Raw genomic sequence first — 12,370 nt, forward strand, 5'->3', positions numbered from 1 at the left:
TCCTCGCCCGGCTCGCGGGGGGTGACGTGCCGGAGTGTTACGGAAGAGTTTCCGAGCGAGGAAATCTCAGGTCCAGCATCAAAGCAACATTTATCCATGCGTTCTGCGCAAAAGTTCGGGTCTATGCTCACGCCATGGAGGCGAACCTGCGGCTGCTGGCCGCGTACGCCGCCGTGGCCAGAGCGGCGAGCTTCACGGCGGCGGCGGCCGAGATGCACGTGTCGCAGTCGTCGCTCAGCCGCGCGGTGGCCGAGCTGGAACGGCTGCTCGGCGCGCAGTTGCTGGAGCGCGACACCCGCAACGTGCAGCTGACGGCGGCCGGGGTGGAGACGCTGCGGGTCGCCGAGCAGATCGTGTCCGCGCACCGGTCGGGCATGAAGGAGCTGGAGCGCTACCTGCTCGGCGAGTCGGGCGTGGTGGCCGTGGCCACGCTGCCGTCCGTGGCCGCGGTGCTGCTGCCCCGGGTGATCTCCGAGTTCCGGCTGCGGCGGCCGATGGCCGGATTGCGGATCATGGACGGCCTGGAGCAGGTGGTGCTCGGCCGGGTGCTCTCGGGGGACGCCGACTTCGCGATCTCCACCGTCGGCGCCGCCCCCGAGCAGCTCGAACACCGCCCGCTGATCAAGGACCGCTTCCACGCCGTGCTGCCCGAAGACCACCCGCTCACCGAGCTCCCGGAGATCACCTGGGAGGAGCTGGCCCGGGAGCCGTTCCTCGCGATCGGGCCGGAGTCGAGCGTGCGGCGGCTCACGGACGCGGCGTTCGCGCAGGCCGGGGCGGTCCCGACGCTGGCGGCCGAGGCGGGGAGCGTGGCGACGGTGGGCGGGCTGGTGACGGCCGGGCTGGGGGTCTCGGCAATGCCCGCGCTGGTGCTGCCGCTGATGGGGGCGGGGCGGCTGGTCTACCGTCCGCTCGCCGAACCCGTCGTGGACCGCCGGCTGGACGTCGTGGTCCGGGCCCGCCGCACGCTGCCGGTGGCGACGAGCGCGTTCCTGGACCTGCTGAACGGGTTCCGCCGCGAGCTGCGGGACCTGCCCGCGGGCGTCTCCTGGAACCGCGACTGAGGCCACCCCGTGATTCATGCGCAAAGCGCATTGAATGATGGGTTTCTTGTGCTGGACACGCATTTCACCGCCTCGGCAGGATGAAACGGATCGGGAGGCGAAGGAGCGCGGGTGACAGGCACGGGTCAGGAAACGGGCGGAAGCGGCCAGGGGCAGCTGCGCGGGCTGAAGGTGGTGGAGTTCGCGCACGTGGTGGCCGGGCCGATGGCCGGCTCCATGCTCGCCGACCAGGGTGCGGACGTGGTGCACGTGGAGGCCCCCGGCGCCGGCGACGCTGCCCGCGCGATGGGCCCGGTACGGGACGGCGTGCCCCTGTGGTTCAAGGTCGCCGGTCGCAACAAGCGTTCGGTCACCCTCGACCTGCACCACGCCGCCGGACGCGAGATCGCCCACCGGCTGGTCGCCTGGGCGGACGTCGTGATCGTCACCCTGCGGGCCGGGCGGCTGCGCGACTGGGAGCTGGATTGGGAGGCCGTGCACCGGCTCAACCCGAAGGCGATCCTGCTGCAGATCTCCGGGTTCGGGGCGACCTCCTCGCGGGCGAACGAGCCGGGCTTCGGCAAGATGGGCGAAGCCAGGAGCGGGGTGGTGCACCTGACCGGGTTCCCCGGCGGGCCGCCCGTGCACACGGGGTTCTCGCACGGGGACGCGGTCACCGGGCTGATGGGCGCGTACGCCGTGCTCGCCGCCCTCCACCGCCGCGCGGGCGACCCCGGCTTCGACGGCGAGTGGATCGACCTGGCCCTCTTCGAGCCCCTCTACCGGCTGATCGAGTGGCAGATCATCGCCTACGACCAGCTCGGCGTCGTACCCGAACGGGCGGGCAACCAGCTCGCCGTCGCGCCCGCCGCGGTGATCAACACCTACCGCTCGGGTGACGGCGAGTGGATCACCGTGACGTCCGCGACCCTCCGCTCGGTACGCAACGTGGCCCGCCTGCTCGGCCTGCCCGACGAGGACTTCGCCACGTCCGCGCAGCAGCACGAGGGCCGGGAGACCCTGGACAAGGGCCTGCGGGAGTGGGTGGCGGCGCGGACCACGGACGAGTGCCTGGCGGAGTTCGCCCGGGCGGAGGTGGTGGCCTCGCGGGTGTTCACCGCCGCCGACATCGCCGCCGACCCGGTCTACGCCGAGCGCGGCGACATCATCACCGTCGACGACGCCGACCTCGGCCCCGTGCGCATGCAGGGCGTGATCCCCCACTTCCACCGGCGGCCAGGGAAGGTCTGGCGCACCGGCCCCGCGCTCGGGCAGGACAACCACCTCGTCTACCACGAGTGGCTGGGGCTCGCCGAGGAGGAGCTGGCGGAGCTGGAGCAGCACGGTGTCATCTGAGCGTCCCCTGCTCCGTTCCCTGCTCTTCGTCCCCGGCACCAGGACGGAGTGGCTGGCCAAGGCGGAGGCGGCCGGGGCCGACGCGGTCATCCTCGACCTCGAGGACGCGGTCCCCGCCGACGGCAAGTCCGAGGCTCGCCGCGCGGTGGCCGCGGCGGTGGCCGGATATGCGGGGCACCTGGCCCTGTTCGTCCGCGTCAACCCGCTGGACGGGTGGGCGGGGGCCGAGGAGCTGCGGGCCGTCGCGGACGAGCGGCTCACCGGGGTCGTGCTACCCAAGGTGAGCGGCCCGGAGGACGTGCGCCTCGCCGACCGGCTGCTCGCCTGGTGCGAGCGCGAACGCGGCCTGCCTCGGGGGCACATCGCCCTGGTGCCGCTGCTGGAGACGGCCTCCGGGCTGCGGGCGGCGTACGACGTCGCCATGGCGGCCCCGTCCCGGATCGCCTACCTCGGCGCCGTCACCGCGCCGGGCGGCGACGTCGCCCGGGCCGTCGGCTACCGCTGGACCCCGGAGAGCACGCTCGGCCTGCGCTCCCGCGTGCTCCTCGACGTGCGCGCCGCCGGGATCCCCAACCCGGTCGCGGGCCTGTGGACGAGCATCGGCGACCTGGACGGGCTGCGCTTCTTCGCCGAGCAGAACCGCTCGCTCGGCTACGAAGGCATGATGGCCATCCACCCCTCCCACGTCCCCGTCATCAACGCGGCCTTCTCCCCCTCCCCCGACGAGCTGGCCCGCTACGCCCGGCTGATCGCGACGGTGGAGGCGGCCCAGGCCGGCGGGTCGGGAGCGGTGACGTTCGAGGGCGAGATGGTGGACGAGGCCATGGCCGCCACGGCACGCGCCGTCCTCGACCGGTACGGCGGATAAACCGGTTGCGGGCGCCGCGAGACTGAACGGCATGGAACGAACGCTGATCAGCTCCATCGCCCACCGTGACCATCCGATCGCCGCGCCCATCACGCCCGGCAACCTCGACCGCCTGCTGCTCCGGGCCGCGCTTCCGGAGGGGGCCCGCGTCCTCGACCTGGGATGCGGCGAGGGCGAATGGTCGCTCCGCGCGCTCGAACTCGTCCCCTCGGCCACGGCCGACGGCGTGGACCTCTCCGCGGAGGCCGTGTCCTCGGCGGGGCGGGCGGCGGACGCGCGTGGCCTGTCCGACCGGCTGAGGCTGCACGAGATGTCCGCGGCCGAGTTCTCCTCGGAGCAGCCGTACGACCTGGTGCTCTGCGTGGGCTCGACCCACGCGTTCCAGGGGTTGAAGGGCACGATGGACGCGGTCGCCAGGTTCGTCCGGCCGGGCGGGCTGGCGCTGATCGGGGAGGGCTTCTGGGAGCGAACGCCTGCTCCCGAGGTCGTGGAAGCCATCGGCGCGTACCCCGGCCTGGCGGGCACGGTGGCCGCCGCCGAGTCCGAGGGCTGGCTGGCGGTCTACGGCCACGTGAGCACCCTCGCCGAGTGGGACGAGTACGAATGGTCGTGGACCGGCACCCTGGCCCGATGGGCCGCCGCCAACCCGGGCCCCGACGGCGACCAGGCCCTCGCCGTCGCGCGGGAGCACCGCGAGCTGTGGCTCAACGGCTACCGGGAGGCGCTCGGCTTCGTCACCCTCCTGCTCCAGCGGGTATGAGAGAGCGGCCGGGCCTCTCGCCGAGAGGCCCGGCCATCGGGGACTAGCCGTTGATCAGGGCCACGGCCAGGTCGGGGTCGAACTGCCCGGCCGGCTTGGTGGAGGCGTTGCACACGCCGTCGGAGTCACCGGGCACCTTGACCCAGAAGATGTACTCGGCGCCGCTCAACTGCCTGACCGGCGAGGCGCCGAGCTTGCGCCCGGGCGGGTTGCACCAGTTGTCCTCGGGCGTGCTGTCCGAGTAGGGGCCGTTGCCGTTGCGGCTGGTGTCGATCACGTACTTCTTGGCGCCCACGGTGCCCGACAGCTGACCGTTGACCCCGACGGCGTACGTCTCGGAGTCGGTGGTCCAGAAGTAGTTCGACACGTTCACGGAGAAGCCGCGGGTGTTGGCGATGCCCGACTTGACCAGCAGCGGCGCGATGACGTCGGGCGCGAGCCAGGTGGCGTTGGCCGCGTCCAGGTAGACCCACGCGTTGGGGGCCTGGGCCTTCAGCACCTGCGTGGCGTCCAGCAGCATCGCGTACTGGTCCTCGGGGTTCTTGCCGATCTTGGTCACGCACCCGGCGGCGGCGACCGCGTCGGGCTCCAGCACGACGATCGCGTGCCTGGTGCCGATGGCCTTGGCGAACTCGGTGATCCACGCGTGATAGCCGGCCGCGTCGCCCGCGCCGCCGCCCGATTGGTTGGCGCACGCGTCCCGGTTGGGGATGTTGTACGCGACCAGCATCGGCAGCTTGTCCTGGGTCTGCGCCGCGCCGACGTAGGTGTCCACGGCCTGGGTGATGTCGCTGAACCAGCCGCCGAACCACTCGAAGATCGGCTTGTTGGCGATGTTCGCGGAGATGGCCGCGGTCTGGCTCGCGTTCGGATTGGCCGTGACGAACTTGGCCGGGTTGGACTGGTTCCACACGAACAGGGCGGTCGGGCGCGTCGTCTGCGTCTCCATCAGCGACACGTTGTCGAACCGGATCACGGGCGTCCCGCCGGACCCGCCGAGCTGGAACGTCACCTCTGCCGCCGTGTCCGTGGCGGTCGCGGCCGTGAACGGGATGCTGTAGCGCTTGCTCGACGTGGTGAGCTGCACGCCCGTGGCCAGCGACTGGTTGGCGCTGGGCGTGGCCTTGTACTGCACCGTGGCGGTGGCCTTGAAGGCGACGGTGGAGTAGGCGTCGAAGGAGAGGGTGTAGCTCTTGCCCGGGTTCAGGGCGGCGGTGGTGGGGGCGGCCACCATGGCGTCCCAGGGGTTGGCGACGACGGCCTTCACGTCCACCCGCAGCCGCTGGGCGTCGAGCGCGACCGTCGTCTGGCCGATCGCGGCCCAGGGGGCGGTGGAGCTGTCGAAGGTGCCGTTCCCGATGAGCTGGGCGGCGGCTGAGGCGGGCTGGGGGACGACGAGAACTGCTGTCAGGACGGCGGCTAAAGCCGCGGTCTTGCCTGCGATGAATCGCACGTGTGCACCTTTCGGCGGGAGTCGCGGTTGATCATTACCGACCCCGTCTGACAAGGTCAAGAGGCGAAGTATGAACGTACGCACCGGCACCGGCGGTGACGGAGCGTACGTGCTACGGCTCCGCTATGATCGGCCGCATGGTTCCTGGCACCTTGTTTCTCTGATCCGCGTCCCTGAGCGGACATCGCAGCGCCTCCGGCGACCCGTCGGCACGGGTCCGGCCGAGCGCTCTGTTCCGCGTTCTTCGACGCGTTGACCGCCGGCTTCCGGCATCCACCGAGAAACGAGTGCATTTCCATGACTTCCCGTTCCCTGTCAGGGCACACGACTGTCCTCAACACCCTCGACCCGGCCGACCCCGTTCTCGACGACCTCGAGCCGCTGCGCGGCGTGGTCGGTGACGCCCAGGTCGTGGCCGTCGGCGAGGGCGCCCATTTCGTCCGCGAGTTCAACCTCGCCCGTGCGCGGCTGCTGCGCTTCCTCCTCGAACGCTGCGGGTTCACCGACGTGGCGTTCGAGCTCGGATCCGCGGACGCCACCGCCGTCAACGCCTGGCTCGCCGGCGAGGGCGACGAGGCCGACCTCCTCCGGCTTGCCGGGCCCCTGACCCGCGGTGTGTTCGGAGAGCTGCTGCTCTGGCTGCGCCACTACAACCGGAGCAGGTCCCAGCCTGTCCGGATCGTGGGGATCGACCTGCCCAACACCCTCACCCTGCGGCCGGACCTCGACCCGGTCGCCGAATACCTGCGGCTGGTCGACCCGGACCTCGACGACTTGGTGGCCGGCGTCCTGCGCGCGGCCGACGAGATCACCGGCGGCTCGGCCGCCGTGTCGGCGCCCGCGTGGGGCGCTCTCGACCCGGCGTTCCGGGACTCCCTCACGGCGAGCCTGTCCCGGCTGTCGCTGCGGCTGCGGGCGCTCGAACCGCTCTACGTCTCCCGCGCCGACCGGCACCGATACGACACGGCCCGGCGCCACCTGGATGCCGCCTGCCACACCGACTACATGCTCCGGGCGATGAACGACCTGTTCTCCGGCGCGGGCCTGCCGGGCGACACGTCGGCGCGCGACCACTACATGGCGGCGGCCGTACGGTGGCATCTGGACAGGGCCGGCAACGGCGCGCGAGTCGTGCTGGTGGCCCACAACAACCACATACAGAAAACCCCGGTCACCTTCGGCGGCCACCTGGCCGGCCTGCCGATGGGCCACTACCTGGCACGCAACCTCGGCCCGCGCTACCGCGCCGTGGCGCTGACCCACACCGCCGGCCAGGTGCCGGAGATGATCGTCCCCGCCGAGGGCTCCCCTGTCGGGTTCACGCTCGACGTCGTCAGCCTCGACGCCCCGGCCCCTGGGAGCGTGGAAGGGGCCCTCGTCGACGCCGGGCTCGGCGGGGCCGTCACCCTGACTGACCTGCGTACGGGGCCGCCGCTGGACCGTATCCGGTCGCAGAGCGCGACCGTGGACACGCCGCTGCACCAGGCCTTCGACGCGGTCGTGTGCACTCCCACCGCGACGGCGGACTCGTCGACCATGTTTGGAGCATCTTCATGAACATCACCAACGCCGTCGTCACCGGCGCCGCCGGCGGGATCGGCAGGGCGCTGGCCGCCCGGCTCCGCTCGGACGGGGCACGGGTCGTGCTCGCCGACGTCGACGAGACAGCGCTCGCCGAAGCCGCGACCGTGCTGGGGGCCGAGGCCATCCGGACCGACGTCTCCGACGCCGCGCAGATGGAGGCGCTGGCCACCGCCGCCCCGGACGTCGATCTCGTCTGCCTGAACGCGGGCATCGTCGGCCGGGACCTGGGCGCGCCGTGGGAGGTGAGCCCGCAGGACTGGGACCGGGTGTTCGCCGTGAACGTGGGCGGCGTGGTCAACGGACTGCGCGCGTTCGTCCCGCGACTGCTCGCGTCCGGCCGGCCGGCGCACATTCTGATCACGGCTTCGCTGGCGGGGCTCGTCACGTTCCCGGCCGGTGGCGCGTACGCGGCCTCCAAGCACGCCGTCGTCGCCCTCGCCGAACAGGCGGCGCTGTCGCTGGCCGGCACGCCGATCGGCGTGACGATGCTGTGCCCGGCCCTGGTGCGCACCGGCATGTCGCCCGACGGCGAGGACCCCGCGGACATCGCCGACCAGGCCCTCGCGGCGGTGCGTGCGGGCGCCTTCACCGTGGTGCCGGACGGCTGGCCGGCCGCGATCACGCGGCGCGCCCACCGGCTGGCGACCGGAGCGCCTCCGGAGATGCCGGCCGCCGGGTGATTTTGACCTCCAGGTCCAGAAGCTGTTAGCGTCGTTGCCATGGGGAGGCCGAAGCAGTTCGATCCGGACGCGGCCGTCGGGCACGCCATGGACGTGTTCTGGCGCAAGGGCTACGCGGCCACCACGCCGCAGGACCTGGTGGACGCGCTCGGCATCGGCAAGGGCAGCCTCTACAACACCTTCGGCAGCAAGCACGCGCTGTTCGAGGCGGCGCTGAGCCGCTACCGCGACAGCCAGGCGGCGGCGCTGATCGAGATGCTGGAGGAGCCGGGCCCCGTCAAGGACAGGTTGCGCAGGGCGCTGCGCCTCCTGTCCGAGATGGACCTGGCCGATCCCGACCGGCGCGGCTGCATGGCCGTGAACACCGCGGCCGAGCTCGGCCAGGCGGACGAGAGCGCGGCGCAGCTCGTGCGGCGGATGTTCGACCGCACCGAGGACGCCTTCCGCGCGCTGGTCGAGGAGGGCCGGCGCACGGGCGAGATCGCCGCCGACCGGGACGCCCGGGCGGTCGGGAGCCTGCTGCTGAACACCGTCGTCGGCATGCGCCTGCTGGCGCGCGTCGCCGACGGCCCGGACCGCCTCACCAGAGTGGTCGACGCGGTCGTCGACTCCCTCTGACCCCACCCCCTGCCGGGATTTATCGCACCCTCATTTTGTACCTTGAGTTCAAGAAAATCGGAGAGATCATGAAGCTCGGACTCGACTCCAAGACCGCCGTCGTCACCGGCGCCAGCCGGGGCATCGGCCTGGCCACCGTGCGGACCCTGATCGACGAGGGGGTACGCGTGGCCGGCGCCGCCCGCACCATCACGCCCGAACTGGAGAAGTCGGGCGCCATAGCGGTGCCGGCCGACCTGAGCACCCCCGGCGGGGTCTCCACCCTCATCGACACCGCCCTCGCCGAACTGGGCGGCATCGACCTGCTGGTCAACAACGTGGGCGGCGGGGACGCCGTGGAGCCGGTCGGCTTCCTCGACACCGGCGACGCGGAGTGGGCCGCCATCTTCGACGTCAACCTGCTCAGCGCCGTCCGCGTCACCAGGGCCGCCCTGCCCAGCCTGATCGAGCGGCGCGGCTCGGTGGTGAACGTCTCGTCCATCAACTCCCGCCTTCCGGCCGCCGGCCCCGTCGCCTACAGCGCCGCCAAGGCCGCCCTGACCGCGCTCGGCAAGTCCCTCGCCGAGGAGTTCGGGCCGCGGGGCGTCCGGGTCAACACCGTCTCGCCCGGCGTCGTCCGTACCGCACTCTGGGACGATCCGGACGGCTTCGGCGGCAAGATGGCCGCTCTGGCGGGCGCGGACCACGGCGCGTTCCTGGAGGGGATCCCGGCGGCGTTCGGCATCACCACGGGCCGCATCACCGAGCCGCGGGAGGTGGCGGCGCTGATCGCGTTCCTGCTGTCGGACGTGGCGGGCAACATCACGGGCGCGGACCACGTCATCGACGGCGGCACCGTGAAGACCCTCTGACGCCCAGGACTTCTTTGGGCGGTGCAGTGGTGACAGCCGGCCCTTACCCGGCGAGCTCCCGTTGCCGTAGCGCCCAAGTAGACGGGCCGACGCCGCAAGCCCCAGGAACTATCCAGGTAAGCGGCCCATCTGATCGAGGCTGGCGGCAGTGAAAATCCAGGTCTATGGCCAACCGGGATCCGGGTGCCCGGTCACCGTAGCTCACCCTCCAAAAGGCCCATCAGGACCATGTCATGCCACGCGCCGTCCCGGCGGAAGGCTTCTCGTTCACGGCCCTCCACGACGAAGCCGACCTTTTCATAGACGCGGAGGGCGGCGGCGTTCTCCGCGACCACCGAGAGCCGAATTCTGTGGAGTCGCATCTCCGCGAAGCCGTATCGGCAGATCACTCTCACGGTGTCGGTGGCATAGCCGCGCCTCCAATACTCCTTGTCCCCGATCCGAAGGTCGAGTTCGGCGGCGCCGGTCTCGGGTTCGGCATCGCGGAGCCGTACTGAGCCGATCAACCGCTTTTCGTTGAGCGGCTCGACGCCGAAGAAGGCGCTGGCATAGGAGTTGCGGGGCAGGTCCTCGAAGCGTCTGGTGATCTGTGCGAGCGACTCGGGATAGCTGCCGAACATCCAGCGCCCGACCTCGGGGTCATTGTTCCAACGCCACATCGGCTCGGCGTCGGAGGGTTCAAGGGAGCGTAGCCGTATGAGATCGCCGGTCAGCAAGAGCCTCTCCATTCACAATGGATCATCTGGTCAACCGATCGACCCTTCCTCGATCTTCGACAGGAGCGGATCGGGGCACGCCCGCAAGATCGAGAGACTACATGGCCATTGAGCAGGATTTCCGATGACCGACCGCTTGGACTCTTATGTCCGCGTACGTGGAACCCGGTGACGACCAACCCGGAGATCCTGATGGCCCCCACCCAGGCATACTGCCCTGCAGCCTCGGGCGGAGGAGCCCCGATCGGGGAATGCGAGGGAATCCGCCAATCGGGGCGTGAAGTGGGTGCCCCTGAGCCACGCCCCCGTCTCTAGAAGCGGTCTATGGCAGCGGCGCCCAGGGAAGCGGAGGCCCGTATTTCTCCTGCGCGGACTTCAGGCAGGAGATGCCTCCGATGGATCTGTGATGTCTCAGCCAACTGACCTTGGCGTAGTGACGCCACTGACGAACAAGCGCGACAGTTCGTGATCACCGAGGCCCGTCACGGGCTTCGAGGGCTGCTGATGACCCTGCCGAACAGCCGACGACGGGCCCCGCTTCCGGTTATCGCCCCGGGGCGGGGCCTCTGCATACGCCACGCCTGGGCGTGTCAGAGCGAGGGGTGACATTCGCCTATCGGCGAAGACCGGAACCGGCACTACCCCCTTGCCCACTCCGCACCGTATCCATACGATCACAATGAGCAACTCATCTAGACGTAGGAGGCAGGCATGGGAAAGCACAAGGGCGAGGAGCCCAGCCTGAAGCCGTTCACTCCCCCAAAGGAGAAGAAGAAGAGCCAGGGCGACGGAGACGGCAGCGCGGGTAAGCGCGGCAGCGGGGACGGGGACAAGAAGGACGGCAAGTGACCCTCGACTTGGGCGCCCGCATTGACGGCCTGATCGACGCCATCAGCGAGCGCCGCCGGGTCAGCGGCGCCATCGACAAGGCGCTGCGGGCCGTGCCCCGGCATCGGTTCGTGCCCCCCACCGGGGTCGTTCTCACCGGAGGCGGCCCCCGCCTCATCGACCGGCACGCCGACCCGGACACCTGGTGGGCCATGGTGTACGGACCGGACGCCATCGTGACTCAGCTCGATGCCGGCGCAACCGACATCCGCGAGGTGGACGGGCGCTACACCTCCTCCAACTCTGCTCCGGGGACCGTCGTCGATCTGCTCACCCTGCTCGATCCGAAGCCAGGCGATCGGGTGCTGGAGATCGGCACAGGGACGGGCTGGACCGCCGCGCTGCTGTCGCACCTGGTCGGGGAGCACGGCATCGTGACCTCGATCGAGGTCGACCAGGCCGTCGCCGAGCAAGCGGGAAAGACGCTGGCCGCGGCCGGCGTGCACCCGCGCCTGATCGTCGGTGACGGGGCGGACGGGTGGGCCGAGGGAGCACCGTACGACCGGGTCCACGTCACCTGCGCCGTCCACACGGTGCCGTATGCATGGGTCGAGCAGACTCGGCCGGGCGGCGTGATCGTGGCGCCGTTCTCGCCCGGCTTCGACGTCGACCTCTCCGTGCGGCTCGTGGTGATGCCGGACGGGGTCGCCGCCGGCCGGTTCCCCGGCTACACGTCGTACATGATGATGCGCTCGCAGGACGGATCCCCTGTCTCCGACGACGACGGCAGCGGCCGACGGTCCACGACCCAGGTAGACCCGCGCACGATCGCGCACGCGCCGGCGGGGGCGGGGCTGGCCATGTCGGCTCTCAGCGGCCTGCATATCCGCGAGGTGGACGAGGGGGACCGTTTCGTGCTGTACGTGGTCGACCCGGCCCACCCGGCCCACTGGGCGGCGGCGGTTCACGACCCGGACGGCGATCACCTCGCATACCAACTCGGCGATCGGTCCCTGTGGGATGAGATCACCGACGCTTACGCACAGTGGGTGTCCTGGGGCGAGCCGGACCGGGAGCGGTTCGGCATGACCATCACGCGGGAGGGCCAACGGATCTGGCTGGACACTCCGGAGCGTACGCTGGGCCGCGCCGGGGCCTGAGCAGGTGGAGAGCGGCCGCCTCTGGCCAGGTGTCAGGACCTCAACCAGGGAGATCGTGCCCCGGGCGCACGCGCCGTTGTCGCGGAACCGCCGACGACCGCCAACCGGGTTCCGCAGGGCTTCCAACCGCGATGAGGCGTGGGGTGCCGGAAGAGGTCCGTCAGGCGCGTGCCACGGCAGACGCTCCGGCCTTCGGTCATCGCGGCGTGCTCGTCCCCTGTGCCATGAGCCGAAGGTACTGATCGCGTCGGTCCGCGACCGGCGCGGGTCCCCGCTTCTACCTGTCCGACACGCCTCGTTCATGGCAACGCCCCCTCAAGGTCAGGTGTTGCGATCGCCTTCAGCACCCAAGCCGCCCAGGTGAGGCCGCTTCAAGTCATCATGACCACCGGCGAGTGTTCATGGGGGGTTCACGCCGGTCTTGTCTGGGATGGAGATGATCAGCCCCGATTG

Annotated in this window: 12 protein-coding genes; 10 read left to right on the top strand and 2 right to left on the bottom strand. The window is 70.9% G+C overall.

All coding sequences use genetic code 11. The annotated features are described in order from the left end of the window. Positions 1 to 134: 134 nt before the first annotated feature. The 4 genes from ACIHFD_RS23975 to ACIHFD_RS23990 all read left to right on the top strand — a co-directional run bounded on the left by ACIHFD_RS23975 (position 135) and on the right by ACIHFD_RS23990 (position 4,027). Positions 135 to 1,064 (top strand): LysR family transcriptional regulator, encoded by a 930-nt coding sequence (locus ACIHFD_RS23975; protein WP_397368767.1) that lies wholly within the window; start codon positions 135 to 137, stop codon positions 1,062 to 1,064. A gap of 111 nt (positions 1,065 to 1,175) precedes the next feature. After that, positions 1,176 to 2,399: a CaiB/BaiF CoA transferase family protein gene (locus ACIHFD_RS23980; RefSeq protein WP_397368768.1), complete on the top strand. Its 1,224-nt coding sequence runs from the start codon at positions 1,176 to 1,178 to the stop codon at positions 2,397 to 2,399. Further along, the gene (locus tag ACIHFD_RS23985) at positions 2,389 to 3,267 is read left to right on the top strand and encodes an HpcH/HpaI aldolase/citrate lyase family protein (RefSeq protein WP_397368769.1); all 879 of its coding nucleotides are present in this window, start codon (positions 2,389 to 2,391) and stop codon (positions 3,265 to 3,267) included. Before ACIHFD_RS23980 ends, ACIHFD_RS23985 begins: the two co-directional genes overlap by 11 nt. A 31-nt stretch (positions 3,268 to 3,298) precedes the next feature. Further along, a complete protein-coding gene (locus ACIHFD_RS23990; protein ID WP_397368770.1) occupies positions 3,299 to 4,027 on the top strand; it encodes an SAM-dependent methyltransferase in 729 nt (242 codons plus the stop codon). A 43-nt stretch (positions 4,028 to 4,070) separates the two neighbouring features. Here ACIHFD_RS23990 and ACIHFD_RS23995 read toward each other — a convergent pair whose 3' ends face one another. Continuing rightward, a complete protein-coding gene (locus tag ACIHFD_RS23995) occupies positions 4,071 to 5,480 on the bottom strand; it encodes a glycoside hydrolase family 6 protein (protein ID WP_397368771.1) in 1,410 nt (469 codons plus the stop codon). Between the two features lie 297 nt (positions 5,481 to 5,777). Between ACIHFD_RS23995 and ACIHFD_RS24000 the strand changes: the two genes are divergently transcribed. The 4 genes from ACIHFD_RS24000 to ACIHFD_RS24015 all read left to right on the top strand — a co-directional run bounded on the left by ACIHFD_RS24000 (position 5,778) and on the right by ACIHFD_RS24015 (position 9,213). Beyond that, entirely contained in the window at positions 5,778 to 7,037 is a 1,260-nt protein-coding gene (locus ACIHFD_RS24000) for an erythromycin esterase family protein (protein ID WP_397368772.1), read from the top strand. After that, positions 7,034 to 7,744, top strand: coding sequence for an SDR family NAD(P)-dependent oxidoreductase (locus ACIHFD_RS24005; RefSeq protein WP_397368773.1), 711 nt, complete (start codon positions 7,034 to 7,036; stop codon positions 7,742 to 7,744). The genes ACIHFD_RS24000 and ACIHFD_RS24005 overlap by 4 nt, the downstream gene beginning before the upstream one ends. 39 nt (positions 7,745 to 7,783) lie before the next feature. Continuing rightward, entirely contained in the window at positions 7,784 to 8,362 is a 579-nt protein-coding gene (locus tag ACIHFD_RS24010; RefSeq protein ID WP_397368775.1) for a TetR/AcrR family transcriptional regulator, read from the top strand. A 68-nt stretch (positions 8,363 to 8,430) separates the two neighbouring features. Then, positions 8,431 to 9,213, top strand: coding sequence for an oxidoreductase (locus tag ACIHFD_RS24015; RefSeq protein WP_397368776.1), 783 nt, complete (start codon positions 8,431 to 8,433; stop codon positions 9,211 to 9,213). 191 nt (positions 9,214 to 9,404) lie between these two features. On the opposite strand, the gene ACIHFD_RS24020 is transcribed toward ACIHFD_RS24015, so the two are convergent. Then, the gene (locus ACIHFD_RS24020) at positions 9,405 to 9,929 is read right to left on the bottom strand and encodes a GNAT family N-acetyltransferase (RefSeq protein ID WP_397368777.1); all 525 of its coding nucleotides are present in this window, start codon (positions 9,927 to 9,929) and stop codon (positions 9,405 to 9,407) included. A gap of 711 nt (positions 9,930 to 10,640) precedes the next feature. Between ACIHFD_RS24020 and ACIHFD_RS24025 the strand changes: the two genes are divergently transcribed. Together ACIHFD_RS24025 and ACIHFD_RS24030 are read left to right on the top strand one after the other, a co-directional pair. Continuing rightward, positions 10,641 to 10,778 (top strand): hypothetical protein, encoded by a 138-nt coding sequence (locus tag ACIHFD_RS24025; RefSeq protein ID WP_363962887.1) that lies wholly within the window; start codon positions 10,641 to 10,643, stop codon positions 10,776 to 10,778. Continuing rightward, the gene (locus ACIHFD_RS24030) at positions 10,775 to 11,917 is read left to right on the top strand and encodes a methyltransferase domain-containing protein (protein WP_397368778.1); all 1,143 of its coding nucleotides are present in this window, start codon (positions 10,775 to 10,777) and stop codon (positions 11,915 to 11,917) included. The genes ACIHFD_RS24025 and ACIHFD_RS24030 overlap by 4 nt, the downstream gene beginning before the upstream one ends. Positions 11,918 to 12,370: the final 453 nt, after the last annotated feature.

This window comes from Nonomuraea sp. NPDC051941, assembly GCF_044593615.1.

Bases quoted from the DNA above. Each gene is read 5' to 3' on its own strand.
- ACIHFD_RS24005 (WP_397368773.1), top strand. From the start codon at position 7,034: ATGAACATCACCAACGCCGTCGTCACCGGCGCCGCCGGCGGGATCGGC.
- ACIHFD_RS24025 (WP_363962887.1), top strand. From the start codon at position 10,641: ATGGGAAAGCACAAGGGCGAGGAGCCCAGCCTGAAGCCGTTCACTCCC.
- ACIHFD_RS24010 (WP_397368775.1), top strand. From the start codon at position 7,784: ATGGGGAGGCCGAAGCAGTTCGATCCGGACGCGGCCGTCGGGCACGCC.
- ACIHFD_RS24015 (WP_397368776.1), top strand. From the start codon at position 8,431: ATGAAGCTCGGACTCGACTCCAAGACCGCCGTCGTCACCGGCGCCAGC.
- ACIHFD_RS24000 (WP_397368772.1), top strand. From the start codon at position 5,778: ATGACTTCCCGTTCCCTGTCAGGGCACACGACTGTCCTCAACACCCTC.
- ACIHFD_RS23975 (WP_397368767.1), top strand. From the start codon at position 135: ATGGAGGCGAACCTGCGGCTGCTGGCCGCGTACGCCGCCGTGGCCAGA.
- ACIHFD_RS23990 (WP_397368770.1), top strand. From the start codon at position 3,299: ATGGAACGAACGCTGATCAGCTCCATCGCCCACCGTGACCATCCGATC.